Raw genomic sequence first — 16,784 nt, 5'->3', positions numbered from 1 at the left:
TCCCGGTGTAGGCATGAAAAAATCGGATTCTGGCGACGAGCGTGCCAAAAGGCCGCGCATCATACGCGGTTCGGTGGGGGAACGCACTGCAGGGTAGAGGGTTTTGTGGGATTTGCGGGTGAATTCTGCCTAATGGTGATGGGTGGGCAGGGCCGGCCCTTTCGCGAGCTTTACTCCTACCGGGCCTGCGCCGTTCCCGTAGGCGCAATCAAACCTCTGGCTCTTGCTCACGCAAATCATCGAAATCGGTCTTCAACCCCTCCTCCATCTGGTCCAGTTCCACCAGCAGGCTGCGGAAGCTGGTTTCTTCCTTCGGCTCAGCCACTGCTTCCTCCTGCCCGAGGCTGGCGTCGGCCAGGGCCTGCAGGTGCGCCGGAACCGGGGCATCGTCCGGGTCGAGCAGCGGCTCCGGTTCCATCTCGCGCAACTCGGCCAGCGCCGGCAGTTCGTCCAGGCTCTTGAGGTTGAAGTGGTCGAGAAACGCCTTGGTGGTGGCGAACATCGCCGGGCGGCCGGGCACCTCGCGGTGGCCCACCACGCGAATCCACTCGCGCTCCATCAGGGTCTTGATGATGTTGCTGTTGACCGCCACGCCGCGCACATCCTCGATCTCGCCACGGGTGATGGGCTGGCGGTAGGCGATCAGCGCCATGGTTTCCAACAGCGCGCGGGAATAGCGCTGCGGGCGTTCCTCCCACAGCCGGCCTACCCAGGGCGCGAAGCTCTCGCGGATCTGCAGGCGGTAACCGCTGGCCACCTCCTTGAGCTCGAAGGCACGGCCCGCGCAGGACTTGCCCAGCACCTCCAGGGCCTTCTTGAATACCTTGGGCTCAGGGCGCTCGGCCTCCTCGAACAGCTCGTACAGGCGCTCCAGGGATTGCGGCTTGCCCGAGGCGAGCAAAAACGCCTCGATCAGCGACGCCAGGTCGCGGGGTTCATTCAGGTTCATCAGGTTCTTCGACAGACTCGGGGCGCAGCCGCACGTGGATGGGCGCAAAGGGCGCATTCTGCACCAGTTCGACCAGCGATTCCTTCACCAGCTCAAGAATCGCCATGAAGGTCACCACCACGCCCAGCTTGCCTTCCTCGGGCGCGAACAACGCGACGAAGGGCACGAAGGCACCGCCCTTGAGGCGTTCCAGCACATCGCCCATGCGCTCGCGGGTCGATAACGTCTCGCGGGTGATCTGGTGGCTTTCGAACAGGTCGTTGCGGCGCATCACCTCGGCCATGGACACCAACAGCTCCTCCAGGCTGACCTGGGGCAACAGCTTGCGCACCTTGGCCTGGGGCGCTTCCAGGCGCGGCACCACGACCTCCCGGCCAACCCGTGGCAACGCGTCGATGCCCTCGGCGGCGGCCTTGAACCGTTCATATTCCTGCAGGCGGCGGATCAGCTCGGCGCGCGGGTCGCCCTCCTCTTCCTCCACCTCGGCCGAACGCGGCAGCAGCATGCGCGACTTGATCTCGGCCAGCATCGCGGCCATCACCAGGTACTCGGCAGCCAGTTCCAGGCGCACGCTCTTCATCAGCTCGACGTAGCCCATGTACTGGCGGGTGATTTCCGCCACCGGGATATCGAGGATGTCGATGTTCTGCTTGCGGATCAGGTACAGCAGCAGGTCCAGCGGGCCCTCGAAGGCTTCGAGGATCACCTCCAGGGCATCCGGCGGAATGTACAGGTCCACCGGCATTTCGGTCAGGGCTTCGCCGTAGACCAGCGCCAGCTGCAACTGTTGGGGCGAAGCGGCCTGCTCGGCCGGCGCCTCGGGGACGTCCAGCTGGCTCACACGTTGGCCATGAACGGCGTCGGGTCGCCGCAGCCTTCGCGAATCAGCTCGGGCTGGTCGCCGGACAGGTCGATGATGGTCGAGGCCTTGAGGTCGCCGAAGCCGCCGTCGATCACCAGGTCCACATGGTGCTCCAGGCGCTCGCGAATTTCGTATGGGTCGGTCATCGGCTCGCTGTCGCCCGGCAGGATCAGGCTCACGCTCATCAGCGGCTCGCCCAGCTCGGCCAGCAGCGCCAGGGTGATGGCGTGGTCCGGCACGCGCAGGCCGATGGTGCGGCGCTTTTCATGCAGCAGCAGGCGCGGCACTTCGCGGGTGCCGTTGAGGATGAAGGTATAGGGGCCGGGCACATGGGCCTTGAGCAGGCGGAAGGTGCCGGTGTCGACCTTGGCATACAACCCCAGCTGCGACATGTCGCAGCACATCAGGGTGAAGTTGTGGGTCTTGTCCAGCCCGCGCAGGCGCCGCACCCGTTCCACCGCCGCCTTGTCGCCAATCTGGCAACCCAGGGCGTAGGCCGAATCGGTTGGGTAGACCACCACACCGCCCTTGCGGATGATGTCCACCGCCTGGCGGATCAGCCGCGGTTGTGGGTTTTCCGGATGAATCTGGAAAAATTGGCTCACGAAGTCATCCTGTTCATAGCGCCATAGGCTGTTCATGACGGAATCGACGCCACAGAGGTGGCAGGTCCTCGGGCAATGGCCGGTAGGCACCGATCTCGCCCCAGGTGCCGGGGCCGTGGAAATCGCTGCCAGCGCTTGCCAGCAGGCCGAACTCACGGGTAAGGATGGACATCGTGCCCACCTGCTCGGCCGGCATCATCCCGTTGACCACCTCAAGTGCCTGCCCGCCTGCCTGAATATAGTCGGCAATCAGCCGCCTGCGCTTGCTGCGGGTCAGGTCGTAATGCATTGGATGCGCCAGGCTCACCCAGGCGTTGGACTGGCGCAGGGTGGCGACAGTTTCCTCAAGGGTTGGCCAGTGCAGCTTGACGTCGCCCAGCTTGCCGGCGCCCAACCACTTGCGAAAGGCCTCGCCGCGGTCCTTGACGTAGCCTGCGCGCACCATGAACTCGGCAAAATGCGGGCGCGCCGGGGCGTTGCCGCTGTCGCCGAGTTCCTGTTGCACGGCGCGGGCGCCGTTCAGGGCGCCGGGCATACCCTTGGCCGCCAACCGTTTGTCGATTTCCTCGGCACGCAGCCAGCGGCCCCGGTGCAACGAGGCGATGGCATCGAGCAGCGGCGGCGCATCGAGCGGGAAATCGTAGCCCAGGACATGGATGGTGGCGCCGCCCCAGGTGCACGACAATTCCACCCCACTGACCCAGCGCATGCCACGCGCCTGGCACGCCTGGCGCGCCTCGGGCAGGCCTTCGAGGGTGTCGTGGTCGGTCAGCGCCAAGGTTTGCACCCCGTGCTCATGGGCCCGGGCGACCAGGTCCGTAGGCGCCAGGGCGCCGTCGGAGGCCGTGCTGTGACAGTGCAGATCAACATTCATGGAGGAGCGCTTTCGCTGGAATCGATGTTTGTTATTATGCCGTCACATCCCGATTCTGGCTGCCATTGTGAAACAATTCATCGATTTCATCCCGCTGCTGCTGTTCTTCATCGTCTACAAACTCGACCCACGCCCGCTGGACGTGGCGGGCCACAGCTTCGAATTCGGCGGTATCTACAGCGCCACCGCCATGCTGATCGCAAGCTCGCTGGTGGTCTACGGCGTGCTGTTCCTGCGCCAGCGCAAGCTGGAGAAAGGCCAGTGGCTGACCTTGGTCGCCTGCCTGGTGTTCGGCGGCCTGACCCTGGCCTTCCACAGCGAAACCTTCCTGAAATGGAAAGCGCCGGTGGTCAACTGGCTGTTCGCCCTGGCGTTCGCCGGCAGCCACTTCATCGGCGACCGGGTGCTGATCAAGCGCATCATGGGCCACGCCCTGACCCTGCCCGATGCCGTCTGGGCCCGCCTGAACCTGGCCTGGATCGCCTTTTTCATCTTCTGCGGCGCGGCCAACCTGTTCGTTGCCTTCACCTTCCAGGACTTCTGGGTGGACTTCAAGGTGTTCGGCAGCCTGGGCATGACCGTGATCTTCCTGGTGGCACAGGGTGTGTACCTGTCGCGCCACCTGCACGATGACCCTTCCACCTCCAAACCCAAGGATTGACATGCTCTACGCCATTATTGCCAGCGACGTCGCGAACTCCCTGGAAAAACGCCTGGCCGCACGCCCGGCGCACATCGAGCGCCTGCAGCAGCTCAAGGCTGAAGGCCGCGTGGTGCTGGCCGGCCCGCACCCGGCCATCGACAGCAACGACCCTGGTGAAGCCGGCTTCAGCGGCAGCCTGATCGTTGCCGAGTTCGACTCCCTGGCCGCCGCCCAGGCCTGGGCCGACGCCGACCCGTACATTGCCGCGGGCGTGTACGACAAGGTCATCGTCAAACCCTTCAAGCAAGTCCTGCCCTGACCTGCAACCGCGCCGCCCGCAGAAGGGGCGGCGCGGCCTGCTCCGCTCAAATTGCACGTCCGTCCTCAACCTGCGGTATCTTTGCCACTGGCGCGCGCGTCAGACGCCGTCGATTTGAATTGAGTGAGTCATGAGCGAGCTGTTACTGATTGATGATGACCAGGAACTTTGCGAGCTGCTCGGCAGCTGGCTGACCCAGGAAGGGTTTATCGTACGCGCCTGCCACGACGGCCAGAGCGCGCGTCAGGCGTTGGCCGAACAGGCCCCGGCAGCGGTGGTGCTGGACGTGATGCTGCCCGATGGCAGCGGCCTGGAATTGCTCAAGCAACTGCGCAGCGAGCATGCCGAGCTGCCCGTGCTGATGCTGTCGGCCCGCGGCGAGCCGCTGGACCGGATCCTGGGCCTGGAGCTGGGCGCCGACGACTACCTGGCCAAGCCCTGCGACCCGCGCGAGCTCACCGCCCGCCTGCGCGCCGTGCTGCGCCGCAGCCACCCGACGGCCACCACCACCCAGCTGGAGATCGGCGACCTGGCGTTCAGCCCGGTGCGTGGCGTGGTCAGCATCGATGGCCGCGAAATGAGCCTCACCCTGTCGGAAAGCCGCATCCTCGAAGCGCTGCTGCGTCAGCCAGGCGAGCCGCTGGACAAGCAGGAGCTAGCGCAGATCGGCCTGGGCCGCAAGCTGACCCTGTACGACCGCAGCCTGGACATGCATGTCAGCAACCTGCGCAAGAAAATCGGCCCGCATGCCGATGGCCGGGCACGGATCGTGGCGCTGCGCAGCCGTGGGTACTACTACAGCCTCTGAAGCTTGCGCCCTTACCCGGACTCTGTAGGAGCGGGCTTGACCCGCGAAGCAGGCGACGCGGTTCATGGCACCGGCTACGCCGGTGTTCGCGGGGCAAGCCCGCTCCTACAAGGGATCGCAGCCTGCAGGGCGGGGTGGAGAAAGTAGCCTGCATCTTTACCCTGCCTTTACCCTCGGCTGACTGCGCTTGACCTCTATCTCCCTAGACTGAGCTCATCCGGTAAACACCGGCCCATGACAGGAGAGACACCATGCGCAAGACCCTTATCGCCCTGATGTTCGCCGCCGCCCTGCCGACCGTGGCCATGGCCATGCCTGAAGGCGGCCCGCGTCACGACGGCCCGCATCACCGCGGTGATGCGCCTTTCGCCCAACTGGACCTGAGCCGCGACCAGCGCCAGCAGATCGGCAAGCTGATGGGCGAGCAGATGAAGCAACGCCGCGACATCACCGAACACTACCTGAACAAGCTGCCGGCAGCCGACCAGAAAGCCATGAAGGACGAACTCAAGGCCAGCCACGACAAGACCGACAGCCAGGTACGCGCCCTGCTCAAGCCTGACCAGCAGAAGAAGTTCGACGAGCTGCAAAAGGAACGCGAAGCCCGCAGGGCTGAATGGAAAGAGTTCCAAGCCTGGAAAGCTGCAAAAGCCGCCAAGGCCCAGTAAGCTTCCCGCACAATGCCCGGCCCGCCTCGCGCGGGCCGGGCTTTTCCCGTTTTACAGGAGGTGCTCTTGCGTTCTCTGTTCTGGCGCATCCTGGCGAGCTTCTGGCTGGCCATCACCCTGGTTGCCGGCCTGTCGATCCTGCTGGGCCACATGCTCAACCAGGACGCCTGGATCCTCAGCCGCCACCCGGGCCTCAACACCCTGGCCAGCCACTGGGCCAAGCATTACGAGCAGGAAGGGCTGGACTCGGCGCAGGCCTTCCTCGAACGGCGCAAGCAGCGTTACAAGATCGACGTGCAGGTGCTCGACGACAGCGGCGAGGCCTTGGTGCCCGGCACCTTCCCGCGCCGTGCCGCAGCGTTCGAAGCGCGCCAGCACAACGATGAACGCCGCTTGCCCTGGCGCCGCCTGACCGAGGAATACACCAGCCCCGACAGCGGCGAAACCTACCTGCTGATCTACCGCATCCCGCACCCTGAACTGGAGGCCTGGCACCGTGAAAGCCTGCTCTGGCCGCTTAGTGCGCTGGGGATCGCCCTGGTGGTGCTGACCCTGTTCAGCTTGTTGGTGACCCTGTCCATCACCCGCCCGCTCAGCCGCCTGCGCAGCGCAGTGCACGACCTCGGCCAGGCCAGCTACCAGCAGAACAGCCTGGCCCGCCTGGCGGTGCGCCGCGACGAATTCGGCGTGCTGGCCAAGGACTTCAACAAGATGGGCGCACGCCTGCAGAGCCTGATCGGCAGCCAGCGCCAGTTGCTGCGCGACGTGTCCCACGAGTTGCGCTCGCCCCTGGCGCGCCTGCGCATCGCCCTGGCCTTGGCCGAGCGTGCCGAAGCCGAGCAGCGCCAGGCCCTGTGGCCGCGCCTGACCCGTGAGTGCGACCGCCTGGAGGACCTGATCAGCGAAATCCTCACCCTGGCCCGGGTCGATGCCGAGCAGGCCCACGCCGAAACGGTCGACCTCAACGCGCTGCTGGGCAGCGTGCGCAAGGACGCCCAGCTCAGTGCGCCGGAACAGGAGGTGAAACTCGAAGCACAGCCGGGGCTGACCCTGCAGGGCTGGCCAACGCTGATTGAACGGGCCGTGGATAACCTGGTACGCAATGCGCTGCGCTTCAACCCGGTGGGTCAACCACTGGAGATTGGCGCGCTGCGTGAGCAGGACAAGGTTGTGCTGAGTGTGCGCGACCATGGGCCGGGGGCGGCGCCGGAACACTTGGCGCAGCTGGGCGAGCCGTTCTTCCGGGCGCCGGGGCAGGAAGCGGCCGGGCATGGGCTGGGGCTGGCGATTGCGCGCAAGGCCGCCGAACGCCATGGCGGCAGCCTGCAGCTGGAGAACCATCCGCAGGGTGGGTTCGTGGCCCGCTTGGAGTTGCCGCTGGTGGTGGCGACGGGCAGTTGAGGTGATATTGGGTTTGCCGGCCCTTTCGCGGGGCAAGCCCGCTCCTACAGTGCCCTGTGGGAGCGGGCTTGCCCGCGAAGAAGCCTGCGCGTTATTCGCCCCAGGCGCTGACGTACTCAGCCGTTTCCAGAATCGGCGCCGTACGTGGCTCGGCCATCGGCGTGCCGAGGTACAGGTAGCCGGTCAACTCCTCGTTCTCCGAAAGCCCCAACCCCTGGTGCACATGGGCATCGAAGGCCATATCGCCAGTGCGCCATACCGCGCCGATGCCCTGGGCATGCGCCGCAATCAGAATGCCATGGGCCGCGCAGCCGGCCGCCAGGCGCTGCTCGGACTTGGGCACCTTGTAATGGTCCTGCAGCTTGGCGATCACCACGATCAGCAGCGGCGCACGCAGCGGCATGGCGCGTGCCTTGTCCAGCGCCGCCGGGGTGGCGTCACCCTTGTGCTGCAGCGCCTGGGCGAACAGCTCACCGAGCTTCTCGCGCCCCTGGCCCTCGATGGTCAGGAAACGCCACGGCCGCAACTGGCCGTGGTCCGGCGCCCGCAAGGCGGCCTGGAACAGCGCCTCGCGCTGGGCGTCGTTGGGTGCAGGTTCGGTCAGGCGTGGCACGGAAACACGGTTGAGCAATGCGTCGAGAGCCTCCATCGGCTACCCTCCTGGCAGGTAAATGTGCGGCCATTCTAGCGTTTACATCACCAGACCCATAGGTAGAATGGCGCCCTTCCGTTTCGAGTCAGAGCAGATCACATGGCGTTGCCGACCTTAAGGATCATTGGTTTCATCATCGGCATCTTCCTGATAACCCTGGCCGTCGGCATGGCCGTGCCCATGGCGACCTTGGTGATCTTCGAACGCACCGGCGACATGCCGTCGTTTCTCTGGTCAAGCCTGATCACCTTCATCGCTGGCCTGGCCCTGGTGATTCCCGGGCGCCCCGAGCACGTGCACCTGCGCCCCCGCGACATGTACTTGCTGACGGTCAGCAGCTGGGTGGTGGTGTGCGTGTTCGCCGCCCTGCCCTTCCTGCTGACCCAGCACATCAGCTACACCGACGCCTTCTTCGAAAGCATGTCTGGCATCACCGCCACCGGCGCCACGGTGCTCAGCGGCCTGGACACCATGTCACCGGGCATCCTGATGTGGCGCTCGATGCTGCACTGGCTCGGCGGCATCGGCTTCATCGCCATGGCGGTGGCGATTCTGCCGCTGCTGCGCATCGGTGGCATGCGCCTGTTCCAGACCGAGTCATCGGACCGCTCGGAAAAGGTCATGCCGCGCTCGCACATGGTCGCCAAGTCGATCGTCGGCGTGTATGTCGGTTTCTCGATCTTCGGCGCCCTGGCCTTCTGGTGGGCCGGCATGAGCCCGTTCGATGCCATCAACCACGCCATGTCGGCCATCTCCACCGGGGGCTTCTCGACCTCCGACCAGTCGCTGGCCAAATGGGACATTCCCGCCGTGCACTGGGTGGCGGTGGTGGTGATGATCCTCGGCAGCCTGCCGTTCACCCTGTACGTGGCCACCCTGCGCGGCAACCGCAAGGCACTGATCCGCGACCAGCAGGTGCAGGGCCTGCTGGGCATGCTGGTGGTGACCTGGATCGTGCTGGGCACCTGGTACTGGTACACCACCAACCTGCATTGGCTCGACGCCCTGCGCCACGTGGCACTGAACGTTACCTCGGTGGTCACCACCACCGGCTTCGCCCTGGGTGACTACAGCCTGTGGGGCAATTTCTCGCTGATGCTGTTCTTCTACCTGGGCTTCGTCGGCGGCTGCTCCGGCTCCACCGCAGGCGGCATCAAGATTTTCCGCTTCCAGGTGGCCTACATCCTGCTCAAGGCCAGCCTCAACCAGCTAATCCACCCCCGCGCGGTGATCAAGCAGAAGTACAACGGCCACCGCCTCGACGAAGAGATCGTGCGCTCGATCCTGACCTTTTCCTTCTTCTTCGCCATCACCATCTGCGTGATGGCCCTGCTGCTGTCGCTGCTGGGCGTGGACTGGATGACCGCACTCACCGGCGCGGCCGGCACGGTGTCTGGCGTCGGCCCTGGGCTGGGCGAGGTGGTCGGACCATCGGGCAACTACTCGACATTGCCCGATGCGGCCAAGTGGGTGCTGGCGGCCGGCATGCTGCTGGGCCGCCTGGAAATCATCACGGTGCTGGTGTTGTGCATGCCGGCGTTTTGGCGCCACTGACCTCGGCAGGCTCCGCGCCCAGGCGGCGGGCGCGGTATTCGCTGGGGGTTTCGTCGAACCAGCGGCGAAACGCCCGGTAGAAGTTGCTAGGGTCGGCAAAACCCAGCAGGTAGGCGGTTTCCAGCAACGTCATGCCAGGCTGCGCCAGGTACTGTTCGGCAAGCTCGCGGCGGGTATCGTCGAGCAGCGCCTGGAAGCTCGTGCCCTCCTCCTGCAGCCGGCGCTGCAAGGTGCGCTGGGACAGGTGCAGGGCCTGGGCCAGGGTTTCCCGCTTGGGCTCGCCCTGGGGCAGGATGCGGCACAGCACCTGGCGCACCCGGTGGGTCACCCGGCTTTCGGAAAACCGCGCCAGGTACTCGCCAGCAAAACGGTCATGCAGGATGGCCATGGCTTCGTTGGCGGTGGGCAGCGGCGCCTCCATGTCGGCCCGCTCGAACAGCAGCGCATCGTGCGGCGCATCGAACACCAGGGGTGAATGAAAGGCGACCTTGTAGGGCTCCACGTCCTTGGGCTGCGGCCCCTGCACCAGCACCCGGCGCGGCTGCACCGGCCGGCCGCTGAGCCATTTGCACAGGGCCAGGGCGCAGGCCAGCGAGGCTTCGGCACTGTGCCGGGTAGGTGGCAGGTGATCGCCGTGCACGGTCAGGATCAGCGAATAACCTTCGGCACCGAGCACGAAGCTTAAGTCGGAGCTTTCGGCAATGATGCGCTGGTAGCGCACCAGGCGCTCGAAACCTTCGGCCAGGGTGCGGCTGGACATCAAGGCATAGCCGACCACATGGAACGATGCCGGGCGTACCACCCGCGCCATGTTCAGGCCAATCGCCTCGTTGCCCGACAGCTCGACCGCCAGTTGCCACAGGCGCGTCATCGAGTCTTGCGGGAAGCGCGCATCCGGGTCATCCAGCGCTGCGAAGTCCAGGCCCAGCTGCTTGAACATGGCCGGGCAATCGAGCCCTTCCAGTTCCAGCGCCTTGACAATCCCTGATGCCCAGCTGGCTGAGGTGGTTCTTTCACTCATGACAGACTTCTTATGCTGACCGCTTCGTGCGGTGAACCTCAAGGATACTCATTTGGCGCCCATTGTCACTGGCCGGCACCGCCAATGACTCTAGACTCGATTCAGGCTCCATGCCGTGTATCCTGTACAAGAGCGATCAACCCGGAGCACTGCCCATGACCCCCGCCGCGCCGTTTCGCAGTTTCGCCGAGTTCTATCCGTACTACCTGGGAGAACACAACAACCCGACCTGCCGGCGCCTGCACTTCATCGGCACCAGCCTGGTGATTGCCTTGCTGGGCTACACCTTGGGCAGTGGCAAGTGGTGGTTGCTGCTGGCGGTGCCGGTGTGCGGGTACGGCTTCGCCTGGGTGGGGCATTTCTTTTTCGAGAAGAACCGACCGGCCACCTTCAGCCATCCCTGGTACAGCCTGGTCGGTGATTTCGCCATGTTCCGCGACATTCTGCTGGGCAGGATAAGCCTGTAGGCCGCGGCCTGCGCCTGCTCAGGCGGGTTCGCGCACGGCTGCTGCCTGCTCGGCCTGGCGTGCCTGGGCATCGGCCAGGCGGTACAGCTCGATGCTGCCGTCCCAGTGCTCGATCAGCGCCGTGCACGATTCCACCCAATCGCCGCAATTGAGGTATTCCACCTCCCCTACCTGGCGGATTTCGGCGTGGTGAATGTGCCCGCACACCACGCCGTGAAAGCCGCGCCGGGTGCACTCGTGGGCAATGGCGTCCTCGAAGTCGCTGATGAAGTTCACCGCGCCCTTGACCTTGTGCTTGAGGTACGCCGACAGCGACCAGTAACCGTAGCCATAGCGGGCACGCCAATGGTTGAGCCAGCGGTTGAGCACCAGGGTGAATTCGTAGGCGCGGTCGCCCAGAAACGCCAGCCAGCGGTGGTAGCGGGTGATCACGTCGAACTGGTCGCCGTGGATTACCAGCAGCCGGCGCCCGTCGGCGGTCAGGTGCTCGGCCTCGTCCACCAGCTGGATGTTGCCCAGGATCAGCTTCGAGTAGCGGCGCAGGAACTCGTCGTGGTTGCCGGTGACGTAGATCACTTCGGTGCCGCGCTTGCTCATGGTCAGCAGGCGGCGGATCACGTTGGTGTGCGCTTGCGGCCAGTAAATACCCCCGCGCAGCTTCCAGCCATCGATGATGTCGCCCACCAGGTAGACGCGGTCGGCCTGGTAGCCCTTGAGGAACTGCGACAGGTGTTCGGCCTGGCAGTCCCGGGTGCCCAGGTGCACGTCGGAAATCCACAGAGTGCGCACGCGCTGCTTGCGCGACGGGCGTGAGAGTTCGGCATGGGTCATGGGCGGGCTCCGGCGCTGTTTGCTGGAGACTGGCAGGCGCAGATGACAGGTTGGTGGCAGCCATGTGACGAGTGATGGCGCGCACGCGATGGGGCACAATGGTAGGCAGCCCACGAGGACACCCCATGGCCGGCCCGATACTTTCCTTGCGTCACTACCGCGACGACCTGATCGCCCACAGCCACGAACACCCGCAACTGGTGTTCGGCCTGCGTGGGCGGCTGGACTTCGAGGTGCAGGGCCGGGGCGCCCGGCTCGACCGCCAGGGCCTGATCGTGGTGCCTGCCAGCGCCCACCACACCTGCGGCAGCGATGCCGGCAGCGATTGCCTGGTGCTGGATGTGCCGGGCGAGCATTGGCTGCACGAGCAACTGGGTGCCCATGCCGAGGCCAGCCGGCGGCTGCTCGACCAAGCGGGCGCGATTGGCCTGGATCACCGCCAGCAGCAACTGGTGGACTGGCTGGCGGCAAGCCCCATGGACGACCCGCTGATCGCCCGGCAAGGCGCGGTATTGCTGCTGGCCAGCCTCAACCCCACGGCTGCGGCGCAGGTTTCCCCCAGCCCGCGCTTGCCGTATGCCGCGTTCGATGCGCACATCGAGCGGCATGCCGCGCACCCGCTGCAGGTGGCCGACCTGGCGCGGATTGCCGGGTTGTCCGCCACCCGGCTGCATGCGCGCTTCAGCGCTGAATGCGGCATGACACCGATGGACTATATACGCCAGCGGCGGTTGCTCAAGGCGCGGCGGCTGGTGGAACAGACGCGCTTGCCGATGGGGGAGATTGCGGCGCAGGTGGGGTATGGCTCGCAGAGTGCGTTTTCGGCGGCGATGTTGCGGGCGTTTGGGTGCTCTCCCTTGGGCTTGCGGCGCGAGTCTGGCGATAACTGACGGCAGGATGGCGACAGAAAGGGGCTGACTGAGGGTTTACACTGCGCCTGTGCCGGCCCTTTCGCGGGGCAAGCCCGCTCCTACAGGGATCCGTTTTCGCGGGGCGTTTGTAGGCGCGGGCTTGCCCCGCGAAAGGGCCGGCAAGGCCAGCCACGATCAAGGACTTGCAATGAACCACCGCACCGCCCTCGGCGCCCTGCACATCGGCGCGCTGTTCTTCGGCCTGACCGGCGTTTTCGGCAAGCTCGCCGCCAGCGCCAGCCCAGCCATCATCGTTTTCGGCCGCGCCGCGTTCGCCGTGCTCGCCCTGGCTCTGTTCGCCAGCCTCACCGGCCCCGGCTGGCAACGCTTGAGCAGCCGCGACGTGCGCCGCCTGCTGCTTGGTGGCGTGCTGCTGGCCGGGCACTGGGTCAGCTTCTTCATTGCCGTGAAGGTCGGTGGCGTGGCCATTGCCACCCTCGGCTTCGCCAGCTTCCCGGCCTTCACCGTCATCCTCGAAGGCCTGCTGTTCCGTGAATGCATCCGCCGCAACGAAGCCGTCCTGGTGCTGCTGGTCAGCATCGGCCTGGTGCTGGTCACCCCGGCATTCGACCTGGCCAGCCAGGCCACCGGTGGCCTGCTCTGGGCGCTGCTCTCGGGGCTGTTGTTCTCGCTGCTGTCACTGACCAACCGCGCCGGCTCCGGGCGCCTGCCGGCGGTGCAGGCGGCGCTGTGGCAAAACCTGGTGGTCGGCCTGTGCCTGTTGCCATTCGCAGCGCCAGGCCTGGGCCAGGTGGCGGCCATGGACTGGCTGTGGATTGCCCTGCTCGGCATCTTCTGCACCGGCGTCGCCCACAGCCTGTTCGTCGCCAGCCTGGCGGTGATCAAGGCGCGCACGGCAGCGGTGGTGTTCGGCATGGAGCCGGTCTACGGGATTGCCGTGGCCTGGCTGGTGTTCGCCGAAACCCCGACCCTGCGCATGCTGCTGGGCGGCGCGCTGATCATCTTTGCCATCGTGCTGTCCAGCCGCCTGGGCGCGGAACCTGCGCCGAAGGCCGTAGCTGAGGGCGCCTGATCAACGGTCGTTGTGGCCCAGGTCGCGCTGCGGGTCGATCTGGTCGCGCACCCGCTGCTTGAGTGCCTTGGCCTCGGGAAAACCGCCGTCGGCCTTGCGCTCCCAGATCTGCACGCCGTCGCAACTGATGTGGAAGACGCCGCCGGTGCCCGGCACCAGCGCCACCCGCCCCAGGTCGTCGGCAAAGGTGCTGAGTAGTTCCTGGGCCAGCCAGGCGGCGCGCAGCAGCCACTGGCACTGGGTGCAATAGGTGATGACAATTTCGGGCTTGCTGTGGGCCATGGCTGAAGCATCTCCAGGTGAGGGGCCGCTTATACTAGCGGTCTTTCGCCTTCGGTTTGAGACTCACGATGCGCCGCCTGCTGTTCTGCTTTCTCATCACGCTGCTCTGCTTCCCCGTACTTGCCGCCGAGGCCAAGCGGCCCAAGGTCGGCCTGGTGTTGTCTGGCGGCGCCGCCAGGGGCCTGGCGCACATTGGCGTGCTCAAGGCCCTGGAGGAGCAGGGGGTGCGCGTCGATGCCATCGCCGGCACCAGCATGGGCGCGGTGATCGGCGGGCTGTATGCCTCGGGCTACAGTGTCGAGGAGCTGCAAACCCTCGCCACCACCCTGGACTGGCAACAGGCGCTGTCCGATGCCCCGCCGCGCAAGGACGTGCCGTTTCGCCGCAAGCAGGACGACCGTGATTTTCTGGTCAAGCAGAAGCTGAGCTTTCGCGATGACGGCAGCCTCGGCCTGCCACTGGGGGTGATCCAAGGCCAAAACCTGGCACTACTGCTGGAAAGCAAACTGGCCCATACCGCTGACACCCGCGACTTCGACAAGCTGCCCATCCCCTTCCGCGCCGTGGCCACCGACATCGCCAGTGGCGAAAAAGTGGTGTTCCGCCGCGGCCACCTGCCCCAGGTGATCCGCGCCAGCATGTCAATCCCGGCAGTGTTCGCCCCGGTGGAGCTCGATGGCCGGCTGCTGGTGGACGGCGGCATGACCGACAATATCCCCCTGGACGTGGCCCGCGACATGGGCGTCGACCTGGCCATCGTGGTAGACATCGGCACGCCGCTGCGCGACCGCAAGCAGCTGGCCACCGTGGTGGATGTGCTCAACCAATCGATCACCCTGATGACCCGGCGCAACTCCGAGGAGCAACTGGCCAGCCTCCAGCGCGACGATATCCTCATCCAGCCGCAGCTTGCCGCCTTCGGCGTCACCGACTTTGGCCGGGCCCAGGACATGATCGACGCCGGTTACCGTGCCACCCAACTGCTCGGCCCACGCCTGGCCGCGCTGCGCCAGCCCGAGGGCGACGCCAGCCTGGCCGTGGCGCGATCACCCCGCCAGCGCACGCCGGTGATCACCGCGATCCGCATCGAAAACGACTCCAAGGTCAGCGACGATGTGATCCGCTACTACATCCGCCAGCCGATCGGCGAACCCCTGCTGCTCGACCGCCTGCAAACCGACATGGGCACCCTGTACGGCCTGGACTACTTCGACCGGGTGCAATACCGCGTGGTGCACAAGGGCGACGACAACACCCTGGTGATCAACGCCCGCGGCAAGCGCGGCGGCACCGATTACCTGCGCCTGGGGCTGAATCTGTCCGATGACCTGCGCGGCGACAGCGCCTTCAACCTCGGCGCCAGCTACCGGGTCAACGGCATCAACCGCCTGGGCGCCGAATGGCTGACCCGCGCCCAGATTGGCGACCAGCAGGAGCTGTACAGCGAGTTCTACCAGCCGCTGGACGTTGGCTCGCGCTACTTCATTGCCCCCTACCTGGACTTCGGCTCGCAGAACATCGAGGCCACCCTGGACAACGACCCCATCGCCGAGTACCGCCTGGAACGCTACGGCTTCGGCCTTAACGTGGGCCGGCAGATCAGCACCTACGGCGAAGTGCGCCTGGGCGTGGGCAAGGCCTGGGGCAAGGCCGATGTGCGCATTGGCGACCAGAACGCGCCCAGCGTGAGCTTCAACGAGGGCTTTTATGAGCTGAAGTACTCCTACGACACCTTCGATAACGTGTACTTCCCCCACAGCGGCGAAGACATCAGCCTGACCCTGCGCAAGTACGACAAGTCGCTGGATTCCGACCAGCAATACCGCCAGTGGCTGCTGAACCTGGACAAGGCCCTGAGCAGCGGGCCGGACACCTTCGTGCTCGGCGGGCGCTACGGGCGCACGCTGGACGACTCCGAAGTGGTGACATCGAGCTTCGTGATGGGGGGCGCGCGGGAGCTGTCGGGGTTCCGCCAGGACTCGGTGTCAGGGCAGAACATCAGCCTGGTGCGGATGGTGTACTACCGGCGGCTGACGCCACGGGCGTACCTGCCGCTGGACTTCCCGCTTTACATCGGCGGCTCGCTGGAGCGTGGGCGGGCGTGGAACAACGACAACGAATTCGACAGTGGCTATATCAACGCAGCCAGCGTATTCCTGGGGTTGGAGACGCCGCTGGGGCCGTTGAACCTCAGCTATGGGGCCAACAGTGCCCATGAGCATGCGGTGTACCTGAACCTGGGGCATACCTTCTAGCTCGCGCGCTCCGGGCAGGAGATGGGCGGGTAGGAGCGAGCAGAGCTCGCGATGGGCTGCAAAGCAGCCCCGGCATCATGTGCTGCGAGGCTGAAAGCCCGGGGCCGCTGCACGCCCCATCGCGAGCTCTGCTCGCTCCTACCGGGGCACCGCCAACGGATGCTTCAGGTCTTCTCGAGGTTGGCGAGAATCTTGGCATGCACGCGCATGCACACTTCCAGGTCTGCCTCGTCCACCCCGGTGAACAGCTCCAGGCGCAAGGCATTGGCGATGGTTTCGATCTGCTCGATCAGCGGCTTGGCCGGTGGGCACAGCTGAATTTTCTTCGCCCGACGGTCTTCCAGCACCGCCTGGCGCCGCACCAGCCCCTGGCTCTCCAGGCTGTCGAGCAAACGCGCCAGGGTTGGGCCCTCGACACCCACGCTCTGCGCCAGCTCACGCTGGGTCGGCGCCTCGTCGAAGCGGGCCAGGTGCAGCAACACCAGCCAACGCGCCTGGGACAGGTTGAGCCCGGCCAGGCGGCGGTCCAGCTCGGCGCGCCAGCCCCGGGACATCTGGGCCAGCTGCATGCCGAAGCGGTGTTGGTTGTCGGTCAAGGGCATAAGCAACTCAATTGAATAGAACTAATTATTAGTTAGCTAACCATGCT

General features: G+C 65.7%; 19 protein-coding genes. 10 read left to right on the top strand and 9 right to left on the bottom strand.

Going from position 1 to position 16,784, the window contains the following annotated elements:
• Positions 1-208 precede the first annotated feature (208 nt).
• From scpB to F3J44_RS23125, 4 genes are read right to left on the bottom strand one after another with little or no spacing between them, the layout of a single operon-like run.
• Entirely contained in the window at positions 209-949 is a 741-nt protein-coding gene (gene scpB / locus F3J44_RS23140; protein ID WP_167059831.1) for an SMC-Scp complex subunit ScpB, read from the bottom strand.
• Positions 936-1,781 carry a ScpA family protein gene (locus tag F3J44_RS23135; protein WP_240158495.1) on the bottom strand — a complete coding sequence of 282 codons (846 nt, stop codon included), beginning with the start codon at positions 1,779-1,781 and terminating at the stop codon, positions 936-938. Before F3J44_RS23135 ends, scpB begins: the two co-directional genes overlap by 14 nt.
• Before the next feature lie 5 nt (positions 1,782-1,786).
• Positions 1,787-2,416, bottom strand: a complete 630-nt coding sequence (locus tag F3J44_RS23130) for an L-threonylcarbamoyladenylate synthase (RefSeq protein ID WP_167059825.1) — start codon at positions 2,414-2,416, stop codon at positions 1,787-1,789.
• 13 nt (positions 2,417-2,429) lie between these two features.
• Positions 2,430-3,290, bottom strand: a complete 861-nt coding sequence (locus F3J44_RS23125) for a PHP domain-containing protein (RefSeq protein ID WP_167059822.1) — start codon at positions 3,288-3,290, stop codon at positions 2,430-2,432.
• Positions 3,291-3,357: 67 nt separating this feature from the next.
• Here F3J44_RS23125 and F3J44_RS23120 point away from each other — a divergent pair, with 67 nt between their 5' ends.
• The 5 genes from F3J44_RS23120 to F3J44_RS23100 all read left to right on the top strand — a co-directional run bounded on the left by F3J44_RS23120 (position 3,358) and on the right by F3J44_RS23100 (position 7,129).
• Positions 3,358-3,951 carry a septation protein A gene (locus F3J44_RS23120; RefSeq protein ID WP_167059819.1) on the top strand — a complete coding sequence of 198 codons (594 nt, stop codon included), beginning with the start codon at positions 3,358-3,360 and terminating at the stop codon, positions 3,949-3,951.
• A gap of 1 nt (position 3,952) precedes the next feature.
• Positions 3,953-4,252, top strand: coding sequence for a YciI family protein (locus tag F3J44_RS23115; protein WP_008091826.1), 300 nt, complete (start codon positions 3,953-3,955; stop codon positions 4,250-4,252).
• 130 nt (positions 4,253-4,382) lie between these two features.
• Positions 4,383-5,060 carry a response regulator transcription factor gene (locus F3J44_RS23110; protein ID WP_167059816.1) on the top strand — a complete coding sequence of 226 codons (678 nt, stop codon included), beginning with the start codon at positions 4,383-4,385 and terminating at the stop codon, positions 5,058-5,060.
• A gap of 251 nt (positions 5,061-5,311) precedes the next feature.
• Positions 5,312-5,728, top strand: a complete 417-nt coding sequence (locus F3J44_RS23105; RefSeq protein WP_167059813.1) for a Spy/CpxP family protein refolding chaperone — start codon at positions 5,312-5,314, stop codon at positions 5,726-5,728.
• A 66-nt stretch (positions 5,729-5,794) separates the two neighbouring features.
• Positions 5,795-7,129 carry a HAMP domain-containing sensor histidine kinase gene (locus F3J44_RS23100; RefSeq protein ID WP_205300091.1) on the top strand — a complete coding sequence of 445 codons (1,335 nt, stop codon included), beginning with the start codon at positions 5,795-5,797 and terminating at the stop codon, positions 7,127-7,129.
• Positions 7,130-7,220: 91 nt separating this feature from the next.
• Here the strand turns inward: F3J44_RS23100 and F3J44_RS23095 are convergent, their stop codons facing one another.
• Positions 7,221-7,778, bottom strand: coding sequence for an NAD(P)H nitroreductase (locus F3J44_RS23095; protein ID WP_167276384.1), 558 nt, complete (start codon positions 7,776-7,778; stop codon positions 7,221-7,223).
• Between the two features lie 102 nt (positions 7,779-7,880).
• Here F3J44_RS23095 and F3J44_RS23090 point away from each other — a divergent pair, with 102 nt between their 5' ends.
• On the top strand, positions 7,881-9,335 hold the full coding sequence (locus tag F3J44_RS23090; protein WP_167276380.1) for a TrkH family potassium uptake protein: 1,455 nt from the start codon (positions 7,881-7,883) through the stop codon (positions 9,333-9,335).
• On the opposite strand, the gene F3J44_RS23085 is transcribed toward F3J44_RS23090, so the two are convergent.
• Complete coding sequence (locus F3J44_RS23085; protein ID WP_167059801.1) at positions 9,292-10,356, bottom strand: AraC family transcriptional regulator; 1,065 nt, start codon at positions 10,354-10,356, stop codon at positions 9,292-9,294. The two genes, F3J44_RS23090 and F3J44_RS23085, sit on opposite strands and share 44 nt — an antisense overlap.
• A gap of 155 nt (positions 10,357-10,511) precedes the next feature.
• On the opposite strand from F3J44_RS23085, the gene F3J44_RS23080 reads away from it, so the two are divergent.
• On the top strand, positions 10,512-10,823 hold the full coding sequence (locus F3J44_RS23080; protein ID WP_167276378.1) for a DUF962 domain-containing protein: 312 nt from the start codon (positions 10,512-10,514) through the stop codon (positions 10,821-10,823).
• Positions 10,824-10,841: 18 nt separating this feature from the next.
• Here the strand turns inward: F3J44_RS23080 and F3J44_RS23075 are convergent, their stop codons facing one another.
• Positions 10,842-11,654, bottom strand: a complete 813-nt coding sequence (locus F3J44_RS23075) for a UDP-2,3-diacylglucosamine diphosphatase (RefSeq protein ID WP_167059795.1) — start codon at positions 11,652-11,654, stop codon at positions 10,842-10,844.
• 125 nt (positions 11,655-11,779) lie between these two features.
• Here F3J44_RS23075 and F3J44_RS30260 point away from each other — a divergent pair, with 125 nt between their 5' ends.
• Complete coding sequence (locus F3J44_RS30260) at positions 11,780-12,544, top strand: AraC family transcriptional regulator (protein WP_167276375.1); 765 nt, start codon at positions 11,780-11,782, stop codon at positions 12,542-12,544.
• Positions 12,545-12,713: 169 nt separating this feature from the next.
• Positions 12,714-13,598 carry a DMT family transporter gene (locus F3J44_RS23065; RefSeq protein WP_167276372.1) on the top strand — a complete coding sequence of 295 codons (885 nt, stop codon included), beginning with the start codon at positions 12,714-12,716 and terminating at the stop codon, positions 13,596-13,598.
• Here F3J44_RS23065 and F3J44_RS23060 read toward each other — a convergent pair whose 3' ends face one another.
• Positions 13,599-13,880, bottom strand: coding sequence for a SelT/SelW/SelH family protein (locus F3J44_RS23060; protein ID WP_167059786.1), 282 nt, complete (start codon positions 13,878-13,880; stop codon positions 13,599-13,601).
• A gap of 68 nt (positions 13,881-13,948) precedes the next feature.
• Here F3J44_RS23060 and F3J44_RS23055 point away from each other — a divergent pair, with 68 nt between their 5' ends.
• Positions 13,949-16,135, top strand: coding sequence for a patatin-like phospholipase family protein (locus tag F3J44_RS23055; protein ID WP_167059783.1), 2,187 nt, complete (start codon positions 13,949-13,951; stop codon positions 16,133-16,135).
• Positions 16,136-16,299: 164 nt separating this feature from the next.
• Here the strand turns inward: F3J44_RS23055 and F3J44_RS23050 are convergent, their stop codons facing one another.
• Complete coding sequence (locus tag F3J44_RS23050) at positions 16,300-16,737, bottom strand: MarR family transcriptional regulator (RefSeq protein WP_167059759.1); 438 nt, start codon at positions 16,735-16,737, stop codon at positions 16,300-16,302.
• Positions 16,738-16,784: the final 47 nt, after the last annotated feature.

Origin of the sequence: Pantoea sp. Tr-811 (assembly GCF_011752535.1) — a bacterium.
Classification (GTDB): domain Bacteria; phylum Pseudomonadota; class Gammaproteobacteria; order Pseudomonadales; family Pseudomonadaceae; genus Aquipseudomonas.
This window is presented reverse-complemented; position numbering and strand designations above follow the sequence as displayed.